General features: G+C 70.2%; 16 protein-coding genes. 9 read left to right on the forward strand and 7 right to left on the reverse strand.

Translation table 11 applies throughout. The features are described 5' to 3' along the window. The first annotated feature begins 54 nt into the window (after positions 1-54). Positions 55-1,575, forward strand: coding sequence for an MFS transporter (locus ACZ4IF_RS05270; RefSeq protein WP_467559656.1), 1,521 nt, complete (start codon positions 55-57; stop codon positions 1,573-1,575). A 43-nt stretch (positions 1,576-1,618) separates the two neighbouring features. After that, a complete protein-coding gene (locus ACZ4IF_RS05275) occupies positions 1,619-2,236 on the forward strand; it encodes a tetratricopeptide repeat protein (protein WP_359491746.1) in 618 nt (205 codons plus the stop codon). 91 nt (positions 2,237-2,327) lie between these two features. Here the strand turns inward: ACZ4IF_RS05275 and ACZ4IF_RS05280 are convergent, their stop codons facing one another. After that, positions 2,328-3,164, reverse strand: coding sequence for a class E sortase (locus ACZ4IF_RS05280; RefSeq protein WP_467559658.1), 837 nt, complete (start codon positions 3,162-3,164; stop codon positions 2,328-2,330). 270 nt (positions 3,165-3,434) lie between these two features. Between ACZ4IF_RS05280 and ACZ4IF_RS05285 the strand changes: the two genes are divergently transcribed. The 3 genes from ACZ4IF_RS05285 (at position 3,435) to ACZ4IF_RS05295 (ending at position 6,723) form a co-directional block, all read left to right on the forward strand. Further along, positions 3,435-4,910 carry a glycoside hydrolase gene (locus ACZ4IF_RS05285; RefSeq protein ID WP_467559660.1) on the forward strand — a complete coding sequence of 492 codons (1,476 nt, stop codon included), beginning with the start codon at positions 3,435-3,437 and terminating at the stop codon, positions 4,908-4,910. 151 nt (positions 4,911-5,061) lie between these two features. After that, positions 5,062-5,499, forward strand: a complete 438-nt coding sequence (locus ACZ4IF_RS05290) for a hypothetical protein (RefSeq protein WP_467559662.1) — start codon at positions 5,062-5,064, stop codon at positions 5,497-5,499. Positions 5,500-5,709: 210 nt separating this feature from the next. Next, positions 5,710-6,723, forward strand: a complete 1,014-nt coding sequence (locus ACZ4IF_RS05295; protein ID WP_467559664.1) for an SEC-C metal-binding domain-containing protein — start codon at positions 5,710-5,712, stop codon at positions 6,721-6,723. 39 nt (positions 6,724-6,762) lie between these two features. On the opposite strand, the gene ACZ4IF_RS05300 is transcribed toward ACZ4IF_RS05295, so the two are convergent. After that, on the reverse strand, positions 6,763-7,785 hold the full coding sequence (locus ACZ4IF_RS05300) for a YDG/SRA domain-containing protein (protein ID WP_467559666.1): 1,023 nt from the start codon (positions 7,783-7,785) through the stop codon (positions 6,763-6,765). Positions 7,786-7,862: 77 nt separating this feature from the next. On the opposite strand from ACZ4IF_RS05300, the gene ACZ4IF_RS05305 reads away from it, so the two are divergent. After that, positions 7,863-11,021 carry a DEAD/DEAH box helicase gene (locus ACZ4IF_RS05305; RefSeq protein ID WP_467559668.1) on the forward strand — a complete coding sequence of 1,053 codons (3,159 nt, stop codon included), beginning with the start codon at positions 7,863-7,865 and terminating at the stop codon, positions 11,019-11,021. Positions 11,022-11,099: 78 nt separating this feature from the next. Here the strand turns inward: ACZ4IF_RS05305 and ACZ4IF_RS05310 are convergent, their stop codons facing one another. Beyond that, a complete protein-coding gene (locus ACZ4IF_RS05310; RefSeq protein WP_467559670.1) occupies positions 11,100-11,792 on the reverse strand; it encodes a hypothetical protein in 693 nt (230 codons plus the stop codon). 196 nt (positions 11,793-11,988) lie between these two features. Between ACZ4IF_RS05310 and ACZ4IF_RS05315 the strand changes: the two genes are divergently transcribed. Then, positions 11,989-12,291, forward strand: coding sequence for a hypothetical protein (locus ACZ4IF_RS05315; protein ID WP_345640991.1), 303 nt, complete (start codon positions 11,989-11,991; stop codon positions 12,289-12,291). A 137-nt stretch (positions 12,292-12,428) separates the two neighbouring features. Here the strand turns inward: ACZ4IF_RS05315 and ACZ4IF_RS05320 are convergent, their stop codons facing one another. Further along, positions 12,429-13,397, reverse strand: coding sequence for a GlxA family transcriptional regulator (locus tag ACZ4IF_RS05320; RefSeq protein ID WP_467559672.1), 969 nt, complete (start codon positions 13,395-13,397; stop codon positions 12,429-12,431). Positions 13,398-13,594: 197 nt separating this feature from the next. Between ACZ4IF_RS05320 and ACZ4IF_RS05325 the strand changes: the two genes are divergently transcribed. Both ACZ4IF_RS05325 and ACZ4IF_RS05330 read left to right on the forward strand, forming a co-directional pair. Then, a complete protein-coding gene (locus ACZ4IF_RS05325) occupies positions 13,595-14,044 on the forward strand; it encodes a hypothetical protein (protein WP_359491717.1) in 450 nt (149 codons plus the stop codon). A 10-nt stretch (positions 14,045-14,054) separates the two neighbouring features. After that, positions 14,055-14,564, forward strand: coding sequence for a levansucrase (locus ACZ4IF_RS05330; RefSeq protein ID WP_467559674.1), 510 nt, complete (start codon positions 14,055-14,057; stop codon positions 14,562-14,564). 60 nt (positions 14,565-14,624) lie between these two features. On the opposite strand, the gene ACZ4IF_RS05335 is transcribed toward ACZ4IF_RS05330, so the two are convergent. The 3 genes from ACZ4IF_RS05335 to ACZ4IF_RS05345 all read right to left on the reverse strand — a co-directional run bounded on the left by ACZ4IF_RS05335 (position 14,625) and on the right by ACZ4IF_RS05345 (position 17,161). Continuing rightward, positions 14,625-14,984: a VOC family protein gene (locus ACZ4IF_RS05335; RefSeq protein WP_467559676.1), complete on the reverse strand. Its 360-nt coding sequence runs from the start codon at positions 14,982-14,984 to the stop codon at positions 14,625-14,627. Positions 14,985-15,031: 47 nt separating this feature from the next. Further along, complete coding sequence (locus ACZ4IF_RS05340; RefSeq protein WP_467559677.1) at positions 15,032-15,505, reverse strand: hypothetical protein; 474 nt, start codon at positions 15,503-15,505, stop codon at positions 15,032-15,034. Between the two features lie 150 nt (positions 15,506-15,655). After that, on the reverse strand, positions 15,656-17,161 hold the full coding sequence (locus ACZ4IF_RS05345; protein ID WP_467559679.1) for an MFS transporter: 1,506 nt from the start codon (positions 17,159-17,161) through the stop codon (positions 15,656-15,658). Positions 17,162-17,551: the final 390 nt, after the last annotated feature.

The following is a 17,551-nucleotide window of genomic DNA, read 5'->3' on the forward strand; positions in this document are numbered from 1 at the left end:
GGTCGGAACATCCGCAGGTTCAATGAACGAACTCACGCTCGGAAGGAGCAGGCCATGACCCGGCTCGACCGGACCGACACCCCCACCGACGCCGCCGAGGCCGCCCGGGCTGCCGGGGCCGACGGGTCCACCGAGGCCGCCCGAGCCGCCGGCGCCGTCGACACCACCGGGACCGCCACCGCGGCCACGGGCTCCACGAGATCAACAGAGGCCCCCGTAACCCCGCCGCCGGGCACCACCCCGCGCGCCGCCCCCACCCTCGCCGTCACCAGCGCCGCCACCGCGGTGGCCCTGATGACGTACACGGCGCCGATGGTCACGCTGCCCGACACCGCCGCCGCGCTGCACACCTCGGTCTCCGCCCAGGCCTGGTTGCTGAACGGCACCCCGCTGGGCCTGGCCGCGCTGCTCCTGGTGGCCGGCAGCCTCGCGGACGACTACGGGCGCCGCCGGATCTTCCTGTCCGGCACGGTCGCCCTCGGCATCACCACGGCGCTGGGCGCCCTCGCCAGCTCGACCTGGCTGTTCACGCTGACCCGCATCGCGCAGGGCGCGGCGAGCGCGGCGATCCTCGCGAGCGGCCTGGGCCTGATCGTCCACGCCTTCCCGACCCCGCGCGGCCGGCTGCACGCCACCGGCGTGTGGGGCGCGTTCGTCAGCGGCGGCATCGCCGTCGGTCCGCTGCTCGCGGGCGGCATCGCCTCGACGCTGAACTGGCGGGTGGCCTACGCGGTGCTGGGCGCGGCGGCACTGGTCGTCGCCCTGCCGGGAAGCCGCGCCCTCACCGAGTCCCGCGCACCCCGGGGCGGCCGTCCCGACCTGGCCGGAGCCCTGACGTTCGGCCTCGCCCTGGTGGCCCTCGTCGCCGCGCTCACGATCGGCCGCGACGGCTGGCTGCGCGCACCGGTGGGTCTGCTGCTCGCGGCCTTCGTCGTCCTGACGGCGGCCTTCGTGGTGGTCGAACGCCGCACCGCCACCCCCATGATCGACCTCGGTCTGCTGCGGCACCGCCGCTTCCTCGCCTCGTCCGCGGGCGGAATGTTCACGGGCCTCGCGGTGATCGGCCTGTTCAGCTTCCTGCCGGCGCTGCTCCAGCGGACGCTCGGCCTGTCCGCGATGGACACGGCCTGGCTGTTCCTGCTCTGGTCCGGACTGTCCTTCGCGGTCGCCCTCCAGGCGCGGCGCCTCGCGGGCCGGGTCTCCCCGCGCCACCAGCTCGTCCTGGGCTTCGCCCTGCACGCGGCCGGCGTCCTGACCATGCTCGGCGCGGTCGACGCCGGTTCGTGGACGCGGCTGCTCCCCGGCTTCGTGGTCTCCGGGGTGGGCAGCGGTCTGCTCAACGCCTCCCTGCCGCTGCTCGCGGTGGAGTCCGTACCGGCCGCGCGCGCCGCGATGGGCTCGGGAGCCCAGCAGACGTTCCGCTACATCGGGTCCTGCGCCGGGGTCGCCCTCACCATCGCCCTGGTGACCTCCACCGGCGGGCCGGGACACGGCGCGGACATCGCGATCGGCGTCTCCGCGGGACTGTCCCTGCTGGCGGCGGCCGGCGTACTGGTGCTGCGGGAACGGACCTGACCGACCGCGCCGGGGGACCGCGCTCCCCCGTAGGGTGCCGGTCATGGCGACTTCGGCAGCGGAGGGCGACGCCTCCGCCCAGTACCGGCTCGGCAGCGATCTCATGGACCAGGGGCGTCACGAGGAGGCGAAGCGGTATCTCGTGCCGCTCGCCGAGGCCGGCCACCTCGAAGCGGTACGCCGACTGGCCTGGACGGCCAGCGGACTCGCCCACACCGACCCCGCCCACGAGGCGGAGGCCGAGCATTGGCTGCGCCGTGAGGCGGAGGTGCGCCGCGACCCCGACTGGCTGGTGACCATGGCCCAGGAGATGCGCCGGTGGGCGTCCGGCCGGGTCGCCGAGGCCGAGGAGCTGGTGGCCGGGATGGCACGGGCGGGCAGCGCGCGGGCCGCGGGCCAACTGGGCTACTGGAAGCGGTTGGACGGCGACCTGACGGCGGCCGTGGAGTGGTATCGCCTCGCCGTCACGCTCGGGCACCGCTTCGCCTGGCGCGACCTCGGCTCCTGCCTGGCGGCGCTGGGCCGGTACGCCGAGGCGGAGGAGCTGTACCGCCCACAGGCGGAAGGGGGCGACGTGGTGGCGCAGCACGAACTCGCGGTACTGCTGCACGCGCAGGGCAAGGGCCCGGCCGTGCGACCGCCGGGCCCGCCCCGTCTCTAGTGCCGCGGCACTAGGGGTGTCGGTCCCCGGGCACCTCGCGCGGGGCGGCCGGACCTCTCACGCGCCCTGCCCGCGGACTTCTCCGGTGGCCTCAACGGGGCCGCATGGAGCGCAGTACGCCCCACACCGCCAACCGGTACCTGGACGTGTACTCGGGGGTGCAGGTGGTGAGGGTGATGTAGTAACCGGGCTCGCTGTACCCGTACGACGGCCGGACGGTGCTGCGCGGCACGCTGCGGATGACCCCGCCGTCGCTCGGCGAGGTCTGCGGCAGGGTCCGGTCGACGACGTACGTGTACAGCGCGGTCCCGGTCTCGACGGTGATCGTGTCGCCGCGCCGCAGCCGGTTGATGTACCGAAACGGCTCACCGTGCGTGTTGCGGTGCCCGGCGAGCGCGAAGTTGCCTGCCTGGCCCGGTTGTTGGGTGCCCTTGTAGTGGCCGACGTATCCCTTGTCGAGCACGCCCGGCTTGCTGACGCCCTCGGCGACGGGGACACGCAGGGAGAGGCGGGGGACGGTGAGGACGGCGTACGCCTGCGACCGGCGGGGGAGCCGGCGGGAGCCGACGGCGGTGGCGGTCCGCCCGCCGTCGGCCGGCGAAGTGCCCTCGGCCGGGTCCGGGCCGCCGGCGGAGTCGCTGTCGCCCGCCGCGCCGCCACCGGGGCCGTCGGCCGGTGCGGAGGCGTCCGACCGGGGTTCGCCCCACTCCCGTTCCAGCGCCTGCACCTTGCGCTCGGCGTCGTGCCGGGCCTGCCGGTTGGTCCACCACAACTGGTGGACGACGAGGAGCAGCAGCACGAGGCCGACGGTGACGAGGAGTTCACCGCCGGTCCACAGGGCCCGGCGGCGCAGTGCGCGCCGTCTGCGGGTGCCGTGGTGCACGACGCCGGGAACCCGGCCGCGTACGCCCCCTGGGTGAGCCCGCATGCGTACGCCTCCTTCACCGCCCGGCGGGCAGCCGGGCCCGCACGGTAGGCGATCCCCCCGCAAGTCTCCAGACCCGCGCCTCCCGGTCCCTCGGACTCCTCTTCGTACACCGGTTTTAGAAAGGGCTGTCGCAACTCTCGACAACCTCAGGCGGCACACCCGATCCTTCCTGTGGCAGCAGCGCGACGGCCAGTGCCGGCGGACGGCCGGCAACCGAGTCGAGACGCCGACCCCGTGGGAACGGCCGGGAGTCGGCCGGACGGAGAAGCCATGATCCGACGCAGAACACTGCTGGCCGCCGCGGGCGGTACGGCCCTCGCCGGCACCCTGTCGACGGGCACCGCGCGCGCGGACGCGACGATCGCCGTCAACCCCGCAACGACGTACGGGACATGGGAGGGCTGGGGCACCTCGCTGGCCTGGTGGGCCAACGTCTTCGGTGCCCGGGACGACTTCGCCGACATTTTCTTCACCACCAAGTCGACGCCGTACAACGGCACTTCACTGCCGGGCCTCGGCCTGAACATCGCCCGCTACAACCTGGGCGCGTGCAGCTGGAACAGCGTGAACGGCGAGCGCATGGTCGCCTCCGCCGCCATCCCCGCCTTCAAGCAGATCGAGGGCTACTGGCAGGACTGGAACGACGAGGACCCCGCCTCCTCGGCCTGGAAGTGGACGGCCGACGCCACGCAGCGCGCCGCCCTCGTCAAGGCGACCGCGCGCGGCGCGATCAGCGAGCTGTTCGCCAACTCCCCCATGTGGTGGATGTGTCTGAACCACAACCCGTCCGGAGCGTCCGGCGGCGGCAACAACCTGCAGTCCTGGAACTACCGCCAGCACGCCTCCCACCTGGCCGCGGTCGCCCTCCGCGCCAGGAACGACTGGGGTGTGGACTTCGCGACGGTCGAGGCCTTCAACGAACCGTCCTCCGGCTGGTGGACGGCCACCGGCACCCAGGAGGGCTGCCACATGGACTCCTCCGTCCAGGCCGCCGTCCTGCCCCATCTGAGGAGCGAGCTGGACAGGCGGGGCCTGACCGGCACGCGGATCGCCGCGTCCGACGAGACCAGCTACGACCTGGCCCGTACGACGTGGAACTCCTTCGGCTCGACGACGAAGACGCTGGTCGACCGCGTCAACGTGCACGGCTATCAGGGGGCCGGCGGGCGCCGGGACCTCCTCTACACGGACGCCGTGACGACCGCGCGCAAGAGCCTGTGGAACTCCGAGTACGGGGACGCGGACGGCACCGGCGCCACCCTCGCGAGCAACCTCCTGCTGGACTTCCGCTGGCTGCACCCGACCGCCTGGGTCTACTGGCAGGTCATGGACCCGTCCGCGGGCTGGGCGGTGATCGCATACGACGCCGGGACCCTCACCCCCGGCGCGGTCCAGACGAAGCACTACGTCATGGCGCAGTTCAGCCGCCACATCCGGCCCGGCATGACGATCCTCGACACGGGGGCGGACCACGCGGTGGCGGCGCTGGACCGGAGCGCCCGGCGTCTGGTGATCGTGGCGCTGAACAAGGCGTCCTCCGCCCAGACCCTCACCTTCGACCTCTCGCGCTTCGGCACGGTGACCGGCTCCACCGGCGGCCTGGTGCGCCGCTGGAACACCCTCACCGGAGGCGGCGGCGACCGCTACGCCGCCCACACGGACACCTACCTGACCGGGAAGACGGTCGCCGTGCCGTTCGCGGCGGGGGCGGTGCAGACGTTGGAGGTGGACGGGGTGGCGGTCTGAGGGGGCGGGTCGGGGGCAAGGGCGAGGCGGGGCGAGGGCGTGACGCCCCGGCCCCGCATCCTTGCACCCGGGGACACCCAGCACTCGGGGATGCCCAACTCCCCGGCCCCACAAGCTCCCTCGGCCCTCTCGCCCCATAGACTCCCCGGCCATGAGCGCGTTCTGGCTGCTGGCCCTGATCCCCTTCCTCGCGGGCGTGGCGGTGACCGGTCAACAGGGCATGGTCGCCGTGACCGAGCGCGTCGTGCGCCGCACCGCGCGCCACGTCGAGGGCACGGTCACCGGGCACCTGGCCTCCCGCGAGGCGACGTACGCCGCCCTGCACCCGGTGGTCCGCTGGACCGGGGACGACGGCGTGGAGCACGAGCGCGCCGTCCCCGACACGATCGGCGCCCACGCCGTGCCCGAAGGCAGCCGCGTCCGCCTCCTGTGCGTCCCCGGCGCCCCCGACTCGGTCACCCTGGACGCCCCGGACCGCTACCGGTCGGCGGTCATCGGCGCCTGGGCGGGAGTCCTGCTGTGCGCGGGCACGCTGACCGCCGTGCTGATCCGCATCGCGACGCTGCTGCCCGAGGGGTACGGCTACTGATCCGCGCCGGGGTGAGGTGCGGGGTTCCGGTATCAGGGTCAGGTTCCGGGGTTCCGGTTTACCAGGGTCGGGTGCCGGGTTTCCGGTACCAGGATCGGGTACCGACGTTCCGGTACCGGGCCTCCCGGGCCCGCCGCCGGCGGCTCCCGGCCAATGCCCTGGCCTGCCCGTATCTCACTTTCGTACGGTGACGGCAGTACGGTGTCCCCCATGCGCCCCGACACGCCTGCCGAGAACGTCGACCACAACGCCGAAGCAGCACGCCTGGAGCGGACTGCCGAGCTCTACCCCGAGGACGCCGAACACCTGCTCGTGCAGGCCGCGGCCCACCTCGAACTGGCCGGCGACCGCGCCCGCGCCACGTCGCTCTACGACAGCCTGCTCGCCTCCCCGACGCCCCTCGACGACCCGTCCCTCGTACGCGCCCTGAAGGCGTCGAACCTGTGGGAGTACGGCCACGAGGCCGAGGCGCGCGCGATTATCGACGGCGTCCGTGCCGCGGCCCCGCGCGAGGCCGCCCCCTGGGTGATCGTCGCGGAGGCGCTGGAGCACCACGACGAGCTGGAGGCGGCGCAGGAGACGTTCACGGAGGCGGCCACGCTGCTGCTCGCGGACGTGGCCGAGCCCCCGTACTCGACGTTGCCCGTGCTCTTCGGCCGGCACCGGGTACGCAGGATGCTGGGCGCGGCGCACGACGACTGGGACACCCTGGCGGACACCCTGCACTCGTCGTCGGTCTCCCTGGACGAGCTCCACGACCCCAAGCGGGTCTGGTCCCTGGGCTCCGACAACCCGGCGGACATCCAGGCGGAGATCAGCCGGCTGCGGGCCGAGCTCGGCACGTACCGGGAGGCGCTCTCCCGTCCCTTCCCGGTGGCGGTCCTGCACTGGACGGCGCCCGAGCTCACGGAGCTCGTGAGCGCCTACCCAGGCCTCTCCGCCGAGTACCCCTCGCACGAGGAGCATCTCGCGACGATAGAAGCCTCCCTGCGCGAACTCTCCGCCTCGGGCACCCCGAACCTGGGCATCGTCACCGGCACGGTCCCCTCCTACGAGGCCTTCGCCGCCTCGGAGGCCACGTCCCCCTCCGACCCGGTTCTCCTCCCCCAGTACGCGACGACCCTGGCAGCCCGAGGCCGCGCGGAGGCGTGGCCGCCGCAGCGGGGGGCTGTCTGCTGGTGCGGGTCGGGGCGGGGGTATGGGGAGTGCCACGGGGCGGGGTAGTTCCCCGCCCCGCACCGGTCACACCGTGGGACCCCAGCGCTACTCGTGGCTGGGGTCGTCTCCGCCCAGCCACCACTTGCGGTGGTAGCGGATGTAGTCCACGTGCACCTTGTGCTTCTTATGCATCTTGAGTTTCGGCCTCACGTTCTCACCGAGCAGGCCTGCCCTCAGGATGATCGACCAGTCGTCATCGATGACGATGGCTCCAATGTCCAATCGCACGTGGCAGTTAGGGCACAGACACAAGACGTTGGGCTCGACGTCAGGGCCCCGGTGAGGCTGGCCAAGGGGGCGAATGTGGGCGCCTTCGCTATACGGCCTGCCGTCTGGGCCCACGAGACGCAGGCCGCAGGCCTGACACTCACCGTCGTACAGATCCTTAATGTTCCTGACGACCGCCGCGTCCCGCACTAGGCGCTGCACATGAGTGGCACGCGTCTCGGGAAACTTCTCTTCCTGCGCAGGCTCTTCTTCCTCTTGCTCCAACAAGCCGGCGAGCTGTCGCTCCAGCGTGGTCGGGCGTTGAAGCTCATCAGGCAAGCGCTGTAGATCAATTTGGCAGATGTAGACGGGCGTGCCGTCGGGCGCCGGCGACTTCGCCAGGGTCGTACGCGCATCCGTGATCTCGTACAAACCGTCATATCTATAGCAATCGATCGGGGAGTATCGCGCATCACCCTTCCAGCCGCGAATAACCCGAAGATGGCGGTTTCTCTCGAAGCTGCGCTTCAGCGCTGCATTGTCCTGGTATTCCCAGGATTGACTTCGTGAGAGTTTCGGAACCCCGTTTTCCTTGTACTTATCCTTGTCGGGCGATGCACCGGTGTACCGCACCGACGACCAGTCGTCTTGATCGTCCTCATATCCCCCATGCAGCACGATGGCGTCAGCGACGTCGCTGCCGTCCTCGTCCGCAAGCCATGAGATGCCCCGCACGGTGTCCCGGTGTAGCTGGGCCGCAGCCACCTGCTTCCGCCGAAAGAACTCCGCGCCAGGGGCTATGCCTGATATGTGACCGAACCCACGTTTTCCCACCGGCCCATACTGGAGCGCATCGATCACTCATGTCACTCCCGCACGCCTGTCAGTGGCCCCTGTTACAACTGGTCCCAGATGAACGTGTGATCGGGGGGGGCAGCATGACTCAGCCAGGGGACGGGACACAGCCTGTCGCGGGCCTGTACGAGGAACTCATGACGCGCCACAGGCAGGCGCAGTTGGAGCAGCTGGACGGGTCGGGCTGGAAGACCATCGCCGCGGACGTGAGCGAGGAGTCTTCTCCACATGTGATCGCACGGCATCTCTGCCAGGTCATCGAGCACAGGCTTGCGCAGGTCCCCCAGAGCAAGCGGGTCGCCATCGCGAATCAAGTCATCGAGTCACTCACCATCGACGTAGACCCTTCTGCAGAGTTTGACCTGAGTGACGCTGTTGAGCTGATCGCCGAGGGACCTCGCCAACTCCTGGCCCTGGCCGAGCAAGAAGCCCCAGGTGTCTACGCCGTACGGCCTCTGACGCCTCTATCTGAGACAGCTTTGATCACCAACGCGCCGGAGGACCCCAGTCTCGGCAGCGAGTTGCGCGCAGAGCTGGCGACAGCCGATCGGATTGACCTCCTCTGCGCCTTCGTCAAGTGGCACGGCCTGCGTGTGTTGGAAGACTCCCTTCGCAACGCCAAGGAGCGCGGTGTACCGATCCGCGTCATCACCACCACGTACATCGGTGCCACCGACCGACAAGCGCTTGATCGACTCGTGCGGGACTTCGGCGCCAAAGTGAAGGTCAACTACGAGATTCGATCCACTCGACTGCATGCGAAAGCCTGGCTCTTTAGGCGAGACAGCGGCTTTGATACTGCGTACGTCGGCAGTTCGAACTTGTCCAAAGCCGCCTTGCTCGATGGCTTGGAGTGGAATGTGCGTCTATCGTCGGTCGCGACTCCCTCTGTGCTCAAGAAGTTTGAGGCGACCTTCGACGCCTACTGGAATGACAGCGCCTTCGAGGCGTACTCCCCCGATGTCGATGGTGACCGACTCGACCACGCTCTATCCCAAGCGGGCGGTGGCCCCCACGGCGACGTGAACTTGCAGATCAACCTGTCGGGTCTCGAAGTACGCCCCTTCCCCCACCAGCGAGACATGCTCGAACGGCTTCGTGTCGAGCGTGAGATCCGCGGCCACCATCGCAACCTATTGGTTGCAGCCACCGGGACCGGCAAGACCGTCATGGCGGCCCTGGACTATCGCGCCCTACAGAACAAGTTCAACGGCAAGTCTCCGAAGCTGCTGTTCGTGGCGCATCGCAAGGAGATCCTGAGCCAGTCCTTGCGCACCTACCAAGAGGTACTCGATGACGCGTCCTTCGGGGAGCTCCTCCATGGCGGCGAGGACCCGAAAGAGTGGCAGCACGTCTTCGCAAGTGTCCAATCACTGAACGTGCAACGCCTGGAGCAACTCGCCCCCGACCACTTCGACATCATCGTCATAGACGAGTTCCACCACGCAACGGCCGCCACGTACCGACGGGTCATCCAGCACTTCAAGCCGAAGCAGTTGCTGGGTCTGACGGCGACCCCTGAGCGGATGGACGGACGCAATGTGCAAGACGAGTACTTCGACGGGCGTATCGCAGCGGAGCTGCGCCTGTGGGAAGCGCTAGAGAACGACTTGCTCTGTCCTTTCCACTACTTCGGCATCCCGGACGGGACAGACCTCACGAGCATCAGCTGGCAGAAGGGCGCCTATACCGACCGTGAGCTGGGCAATCTCTACACCGGCCACCACGCTCGCGCCCGCATCGTCGTCAAGCAGATCCAGGACAAAGTCGCCAACCCGGCTGCCATGCGTGCTCTCGGCTACTGCGTCACCAAGGCCCACGCGCACTTCATGGCCGACTTCTTTCGGAGCGCCGGCTTCCAGGCGGTCGCCCTGGACAGTGACTCACCCACTGGCGTTCGTACGCAGGCACTCGCTGACTTGCGCGCTGGCAAGCTCCAGGTCATCTTCTCCGTCGACTTGTTCAACGAAGGTCTCGACATCCCCGATGTCGACACGCTGCTCCTCCTCCGGCCCACGAACAGTGCGACGGTCTTCCTCCAGCAGCTGGGGCGTGGCTTGCGTCGCACCGAGTCGAAGCCGGTCCTCACTGTCCTCGATTTCATTGGCCAGCATCGAGCTGAGTTCCGCTTCGAGGAGCAGTTCCGGGCCATGACCAACCTCTCCCGCAGTCGCCTCGTCGATCACATCGAGCACGACTTCCCGCAGCTCCCGTCCGGCTGCCAGATCCTCTTGGAAGGCAAGTCGAAGGAGCTCGTCCTCGACAACATCCGCACGCAGCTGGGCGCGACCGTGAAGACGCTGATGAAGGAAGTGAGGGATTACGGCACACCCCGGCTGTCGAATTACCTCCGCGAGAGCCGTCGTGAGATCAAAGAGCTCTACAAGGGCGACAACTCTTGGACGACGATTCTCCGCAAAGCGGGCTTCCACGACAGCCCTGCCCCCACGGGTGAGGCCGAGCTCCTCAAGCGCGTTCATGCGTTTCTACACGTCGATGACCCCGACCGCGCACGGGTCTACCTGCGCCTGCTCGCAGACGACGCCCCCTCGTACGAGTCGCTGACCCCGACCGAGCAAACGTATGCGCACATGCTCTTCTTCAACCTGTGGGACAACGCAGGGGGGTTCACCAGCATCCAGCAAGGTCTCGCATCACTCGGCGTGCAGCAGGTGTTCCGCGACGAGCTGCGGCAGGTGCTGTCGTACGTCATAGAGCAGTCGGACCACTTCCCGATCGCGCTGTCGGACCCTCACCGCCACATCCCCTTGAAGGTGCACAGCTCCTACAACCGGTCCGAGATCCTGGCCGCACTCGGAGTAGCACGCTTGGGTGGGCAGATGCCTCGATCTTTTGCGCAGGGTGTCCAGTGGGTCGACGACATCAAGACCGACGCCCTGCTCATCACCTTGGAGAAGAACGAGAAGGACTTCTCCCCCACCATTCGCTACAAGGACTACGCGCTGAGCCCCACGCTCTTTCACTGGGAGTCTCAAAGCACCACGGCAGCAACCTCCCGAACTGGCCTGCGCTATCAGCACCACAAGCAGCAGGGCAGCCACGTTCTCTTGTTTGCGCGCCGCTACAAGAACACCGACATGGGCAAGGCTCAACCATGGATGCTGCTCGGCCCCGCCACCTACGAAGACCACACGGGCAGTAAGCCGATGGCCATCACCTGGCGCCTTCAGCACGAGCTCCCAGCCGACGTGTGGACGTATTCGGCGATTACTGCCGGTTGATCGTCAAAGCTCAGTAAAACGAGGAGTCTCGCGCGGTGCGTGGGGGCGCCAGGGTTACGGCCAGTCTGATGCGCCGCATCAGGCCGTCTGTATGTCCATGTCCTCGGCCACTGGGTAGCCCATTCTCGTGGCCGCCGCGGCGATGGTCTTTGCCAGGGCCGACGGATTGAGCGCGGTGATCTGGGCCCCCTCCAGCGGGCGCAGGGCGTACAGGTGGCGGAGGGCCTCGATGTCGACGGGCATCTCGTAGTAGTCCTCGGCGTACTCCTTGAACGCCTCCGGTGTCGGGTGGATCAACAGGTCGAAGAGCCATTCCGATCCGTCGGGATCCGGGTGGCCCTCCGGGTAGGTGATCCGGCCGGTGCTCCAGGACGGGGCGCCGGTCTCGCGCCATACGCACACCGTCACCGCGGGCGTTCCGTCCTCGACCGTGAACGCGGGCTCGTCGACGTAGCGTCGGAATGCCTCGGGGACCGAGTCGAGCATGCCGGGCCACGGGGTGGGTACGTCGTCATGGGCGTAGGGGCTCATGGGCGACTCGTGGTCGAAGCCGCGTATGTAGGCGCCCGCGGGGCTGAAGACGATGTCGTACTCGTCGCCGGAGCCGTTCCGCATCGAGGCGAGGGACTCCGTGGGCGACCATGCGGGCGCGAAGATGTGGTCCCGCTCACCGTCGGGGTTCAGGATCGCCTCCGCCATGGCGATCGAGCGGCAGAGGTTCCTCAGGGACTCGATGTCCGGCAGGGCGCGTACGACGTCGTGGGCAGTCATGGCGCACATCCAAGCGGGTGCCACTGACAACGGGCCGCGGCCCGGCGCCTGCCTGTCCTGCTCGGCGGCGGGGGCCGGCCCTCGCCCGGACGCCTGGATTGACCCCGATGCGCCGTTGGTGAGGGTGGGCGCCGGGTGACGCACGGGCCCGGGTTAGCCTCGGTTCGTTCTACTGACGCAGCAGCGGGAGGCAGTGATGGCGAAGGTACCGGCCGCGGTGGTGGCCGCGAGCGGGCTCATCGGCGGCTACGGCGTGGCGCGCTGGACCAAGAAGCGGCAGCTGGGCGGGGTCGTGCTGGCCGCCGCGGGTGCCACGGCCGCGCAGCAGTGGCGGCAGGCTGCCGGCGGGAAGGCCGCCGGTGCGCTGACCGCCGCCTACGTCGCCGCCTTCGCCGGGTCCCACCCGCTGGCCAAGAAGGTCGGCGCCTGGCCCGCCGTGTTCGGTGTCGCCGGGGCCGTGGCCCTCGCCTCCTGGGCCGTCGCCGACCGCAAGGCCTGAGAGGCGGGCGGAAGCGGCTGGGCGACGCAGGCCGCCCGCGCCCGGGCGTGGGCTCACCCCACCCGGCCCCGACCCTGATCCCGGCCTTGGGCATGGGCGTCGACTCACCCCGCCCGCCCCCAGACATGGGCGTGGGCTCACCCCGCCCGCCCCGCCCCCTCCCCCTGAAACGCCCGCCGATACGCGTGCGGGCTCGTCCCCGCCACCCGCTTGAAGCGGTCCCGGAATGCCGTCGGTGAGCCGAACCCCGCCTGGGCCGCGATGCGTTCGACCGGATATGTGGTCGTCTCCAGCAGGTACTGGGCGCGCCGCACCCGGGCTCGGTGCAGCCACTGGAGCGGCGTCGTGCCGGTCTGTTCGCGGAAGCGGCGGTTGAGGGTGCGGGTGCTCATGCCGGCGTGGGCCGCGATGTCCTCCAGGGTCAGGTCGCGGGCGGCGTTCTCCTCCAGCCAGTCCAGGAGCGGTTCCAGCGTCGTCCCCGTCGGCACGGGCGGCTGGGTGTGGACGATGAACTGGGCCTGACCGCCCTCCCGTTCCAGCGGCATGACGCACATCCGGGCGGCGTGCGCGGCGACGGCCGAGCCGTGGTCCTTGCGGATCATGTGCAGGCACATGTCGAGGGCGGCCGCCGCGCCCGCCGAGGTGAGGAACTGGCCGTTGTCGACGTAGAGGACGTTCGGGTCGACGGTGACGGCCGGGTGCAGGGCAGCCAGGTCGGGGGCCGCGATCCAGTGGGTGGTCGCGCGCAGTCCGTCCAGCAGCCCGGTGGCGGCGAGGACGAAGGCGCCCACGCAGACCGAGGCGATGCGGGTGCCGTTCGCGGCCGCCGCACGGAGCGCCTCCGCGACGCCCGGCGGGAGCGGGGCGGTGGGGTCGACGACGCCCGGCAGGATGATCGTGTCCGCCTCCGCCAGGGCCCGCAGACCGTACGGGGCGCGCAGGGTGAACGGTCCGGCGCCCACCTCTCTGCCCGCCTCGACCGCACAGACCCGGACCCGGTACGCCTCCCTGCCGTCCGGCAGCCGGGCCCAGCCGAAGACGTCGATCGGGGCGCTGAGATCGAACGGGATGACCTGGTCGAGCGCCAGTACGGCCACGGTGTGCATGGCGAGAGCGTACGCGGGCAGCGGGTTCCGGTCACTGCGACGACCTGGGTGTCCGCGTTCGGCCGTGGAGATTCTCCCCGTGTCCGAGGGGACAGGGCAGGGCGAGTGGCTTCCGTGGGAGTCTCTGGCGAGAATCCGTTGGGGCCTGGCAGAACCGCCACTTCTGCAAGATCCTCCCCCGCCCCTACCGTCACCCCGTGACCAAGTTCCTCCTCGCCGTCCACGTCATCGCCGCGATCGTCGCCGTCGGACCCGTGACGGTCGCCGCGAGCATGTTCCCGCCCGCCGCGCGCAGGGCCCTCGCCGCGCCGGACGACGAGCGTGCCCTCGCCACCACGCGCATGCTGCACCGCATCTGCCAGGTGTACGCGGTCGTCGGCGTCGCCGTCCCCGTCTTCGGCTTCGCCACGGCGAGCGACATGGGGGTCCTCGGTGACACCTGGCTGATCGTCTCGATCGCGCTGACCGCGCTGGCGGCGGTGGTCCTGGGCGCGCTGGTCCTGCCCCGTCAGAGCGCGCTCGTGGAGGGCACGGGCGACCGGCGGGCGACCGTACGGCTCGCCATGTTCACCGGGATCTTCAACCTCCTGTGGGCGACCGTCACCGTGCTGATGATCGTGCGGCCGGGGTCCACCACGGGGGCTTAGGATCCCGCCCATGTACCCACAGCAGGAACAGTCGGCGCCGGGGGCCTACCTGGCCTTCGTGGAGCGCCAGTTGACGGCCGACGGATGCGCGACGCGCTGGGAGGACTGGGCCGGGGTGCCCGTCCTCGTGGGGCGGCGGGCCGACTTCAAGATGCGCTGGATGGCGACCAGGCTGCATCTGTTCACGGTGGCCGCGGCGGTCCCGGAGATAACCGTGCCCGTCGTCTCGGCCTTCACCGACCAGGTGATGAAGTACGCCAAGGACACCAAGGGCGGTCTGCCCGTGGGGATGCAGAACGGCATCGGTGCCTTCCCGCTCCTGGTCAGCGACCGGGTCGATCCGGCCGCCGTGCAGTGGGCGGAGGCGCAGCAGCGCATCAAGTTCGCCTGCATGACGCGGCCCGTCGTGGTCGACAGCGCGCGCAACCACGTGGGGATGTACCGCGGCAAACCGGCCCTCGGCCGCGTCTACGCCTCCCACTTCATCGAGAAGGGTTCGCAGTACTTCTACGGGCAGTGACCGACCGCGCCCCACGGCGCCCGGGGTGCCGGGCGCCGTGGTTGCCCGGCACCGAGCGGCTCACGTCCGGTGCTCCAGCACGTTGACCACCCGCCCGTTCGGGTCCCGCACGAAGAAGCGCCGTACGCCCCACTCCTCCTCGCGCAGTTCGCGTACGACCTCGGCGCCCGAGGCGAGGACCTGCCCGTAGACCGCCTCCACGTCCTCGACCTCCACGCTCAGGTCGGGGACGACGGGAGCGGTGCGCTCCTCGGTGAAGAAACTGATCTGGGCGGTGGGGTTGGAGGGGGAGGCCAGTGTCATGACCCAGCCCAGGTGCATCACCTCCTCGAAGCCGAGCAGGCCGTAGAAGTCCCGGCTGGTGGCCATGGCCTTCTCCGACTCGACGTGGACGTCCGGGACGATCCTGCGCACGGTCATGCGGGGCTCCTCACGCCTCGTGGCCGCCGGTGACGGCTCCTCGCGCGTCACGGGCGGCGGGCCAGGCTCAGTTCCTCGTTGAAGTCGTCCGCCAAGTCTGCCCTGAACTGCCGTGCCACCGCCGCCGCGACGAGCACCCCGGTCGCCATCAGCAGCGTGAAGAACGCCCATACCAGCGACCATGCGCCCGCGAACCCGTCCGGGGGGCCGGGATGCGTGCGCAGCGACACGTACAGCAGCGTCGCCGGTCCGACCGCGACCAGCAGCAACGCCCAGGCCAGCGCGTCCCGGTGGCCGAAGTAGGCGGCCAGGAGCAGCAGGACCACGGCGAGGGTCACGACGCCGGCGCCGGTCACGGGGCTCGTCTCGGTGAGGGCGTCCTGCGTCGCGCGGCGGTTGCCCAGGTCCCAGGGCAGGCACAGGAGATACGCCGTGCAGGAGAGCACGGCGCCGAGCAGGCGCGTCAGCCAGCGTTCCGGCCCGGGGCACGTTCGCAGGGGGCTCAACAACTTCTCGGTCATGCGTACGAGGGTTCCCGTCCGCGCGGCGGGCCGACAGAGTACGCGTACTCAGGTGCCCGTACTCGGATCCGTGCGCTCGGGGGTGCCTGCCGGGGCCGTGCCAGGGAACCGGGAGTCCAGCCGCAGCCCGGGGCCCGTGCGGGCCGGCCGTCAGCTCCTCGTCGACGCGGACGACGCGGCGGCCCCGGCCGGTTCCACCGACAGCGGCGTGGCGATGTCCTCCAGCGAACGGCGCTCGGCGTTCACCGCGAGGAACGCGGCGACCAGGCCCGCCGCGCACATCAGGGCGGCGCCGATGCGGAAGGCGAGCACGGTGTCGCCGACCACCCCGGACTCCGTGAGGTCGGCGAAGACCAGCGGGCCGCTGATGCCGCCCGCGGCGGTGCCCATGGCGTAGAAGAAGGCGATGGCCATGGCGCGGGTCTCCATCGGGAAGATCTCGGAGACCGTGAGGTACGCGCTGGAGGCGCCCGCGGACGCGAAGAAGAGGACCGCGCACCAGCAGGCCGTGAGCGTCGCCGCGCTCAGCGAGCCGCGGTCGAAGAGCCAGGCCGTGCCGAACAGCAGCAAGCCCGAGAGCAGGTAGGTCGAGGAGATCATGATCCGGCGGCCGGCGGTGTCGAAGAGCTTGCCGAGCAGCAGCGGGCCGAGGAAGTTGCCGGCCGCGATGACGGCGAAGTAGTAGCCGGTGCCGCCGGTCGGCACGTCGAAGAACTTGGTGAGGATGGCGCCGAAGCCGAACGTGATCGCGTTGTAGAGGAAGGCCTGGCCGATGAAGAGGGACAGGCCGAGGACGGCGCGCTTGGGATAGTGCGCGAACACGGTCCTGGCGATGGCGCCGAAGCCGATGCTCTTGCGCTGCCGGATGGTGATCTCGCCGCGGGCGCGGGGCAGCGGTGCGCCCTTCTCCCGCTCCACGTCCCGTTCGACGGAGGCGACCAGTTCCTCGGCCTCCTCGCCGCGGCCGTGGATGAACTGCCATCGCGGGCTCTCCGGAACATGCCGCCTGACCAGCAGGATCACCAGTCCGAGAACCACGCCGAGGCCGAAGGTGAGCCGCCAGCCGATGTTCGCGGGGAAGATGTCCGTGTTCAGCATGACGATGGACAGCAGTGCGCCGCCGATCGCGCCGAGCCAGTAGCTGCCGTTGATGATCAGGTCGACCCGGCCCCGGTACTTGGCGGGGATGAGTTCGTCGATCGCGGAGTTGATGGCGGCGTACTCGCCGCCGATGCCGAAGCCGGTGAGGAAGCGGAAGGCGAAGAACCACCAGGCGTCGACGGACAGCGCGGTCAGCGCGGTCGCGGAGAGGTAGACGGCGAGGGTGACCATGAAGAGCTTCTTGCGGCCGTAGCGGTCGGTGAGCCGGCCGAAGAAAAGGGCGCCCGCGCAGGCGCCCGCCACGTACAGGGCCGCGGCGGTGCCGGTGACCTGGGCGGAGGTGATGGCGAGGCCGCTGCCTTCCTCGGAGAGCCGTCCGGCGATGTTGCCTACGGTGGTGACCTCCAGGCCGTCCAGGATCCACACGGTTCCCAGGCCGATCACGATCATCCAGTGCCAGCGGGACCAGGGCAGCCGGTCCAGGCGGGCGGGCACGTCCGTGGTGACGGTGCCGGTGGGGGCGGGTCCGGAGGCGCCCGGTGCTGGTGCGGTCATGGCTCCCTCTTTCCTGAGCGAACCACGTCCGGGTGCCCCTGCCTCCGGCCTTCACGCCTGCGCACGGCACCGTCCGGGCGGACGTGCGGGCCTGTACGCGGCAGCGGCGAAAGGGGCCTCCAGCCCTGTACGTGGCACCGGCGGGAGGGGCCTCCAGGCCTGCACCCGGCAGCGGCGGGAAGGGCCTCCATCCCTCCAGCCTGCACCGCACGCCCGGCACCCGCACCCGGCAGCACAGGCCCGCACTCGGCCCGCGGCACCCGGCACCCGCACCCGGCAGCACGGGCCCGTATCCGGCCTCGGCAGCGCGAGCCCGCATCCGGCAGCACGGACCTGCATTCGGCCCTCTGGACCCGCACCCGGCAGGAGCTCGGGCCTCGACCGCCGCTC

It is taken from the genome of Streptomyces sp. NPDC025784, assembly GCF_055558435.1.

What these genes read in the sequence shown, in the direction of transcription:
- ACZ4IF_RS05305 (WP_467559668.1), top strand. Translation starts at nt 7,863, where the DNA reads ATGACTCAGCCAGGGGACGGGACACAGCCTGTCGCGGGCCTGTACGAG.
- ACZ4IF_RS05275 (WP_359491746.1), top strand. Translation starts at nt 1,619, where the DNA reads ATGGCGACTTCGGCAGCGGAGGGCGACGCCTCCGCCCAGTACCGGCTC.
- ACZ4IF_RS05280 (WP_467559658.1), bottom strand. Translation starts at nt 3,164, where the DNA reads ATGCGGGCTCACCCAGGGGGCGTACGCGGCCGGGTTCCCGGCGTCGTG.
- ACZ4IF_RS05290 (WP_467559662.1), top strand. Translation starts at nt 5,062, where the DNA reads ATGAGCGCGTTCTGGCTGCTGGCCCTGATCCCCTTCCTCGCGGGCGTG.
- ACZ4IF_RS05285 (WP_467559660.1), top strand. Translation starts at nt 3,435, where the DNA reads ATGATCCGACGCAGAACACTGCTGGCCGCCGCGGGCGGTACGGCCCTC.
- ACZ4IF_RS05335 (WP_467559676.1), bottom strand. Translation starts at nt 14,984, where the DNA reads ATGACCGTGCGCAGGATCGTCCCGGACGTCCACGTCGAGTCGGAGAAG.
- ACZ4IF_RS05340 (WP_467559677.1), bottom strand. Translation starts at nt 15,505, where the DNA reads ATGACCGAGAAGTTGTTGAGCCCCCTGCGAACGTGCCCCGGGCCGGAA.
- ACZ4IF_RS05270 (WP_467559656.1), top strand. Translation starts at nt 55, where the DNA reads ATGACCCGGCTCGACCGGACCGACACCCCCACCGACGCCGCCGAGGCC.
- ACZ4IF_RS05330 (WP_467559674.1), top strand. Translation starts at nt 14,055, where the DNA reads ATGTACCCACAGCAGGAACAGTCGGCGCCGGGGGCCTACCTGGCCTTC.
- ACZ4IF_RS05310 (WP_467559670.1), bottom strand. Translation starts at nt 11,792, where the DNA reads ATGACTGCCCACGACGTCGTACGCGCCCTGCCGGACATCGAGTCCCTG.
- ACZ4IF_RS05315 (WP_345640991.1), top strand. Translation starts at nt 11,989, where the DNA reads ATGGCGAAGGTACCGGCCGCGGTGGTGGCCGCGAGCGGGCTCATCGGC.
- ACZ4IF_RS05320 (WP_467559672.1), bottom strand. Translation starts at nt 13,397, where the DNA reads ATGCACACCGTGGCCGTACTGGCGCTCGACCAGGTCATCCCGTTCGAT.
- ACZ4IF_RS05345 (WP_467559679.1), bottom strand. Translation starts at nt 17,161, where the DNA reads ATGACCGCACCAGCACCGGGCGCCTCCGGACCCGCCCCCACCGGCACC.
- ACZ4IF_RS05295 (WP_467559664.1), top strand. Translation starts at nt 5,710, where the DNA reads ATGCGCCCCGACACGCCTGCCGAGAACGTCGACCACAACGCCGAAGCA.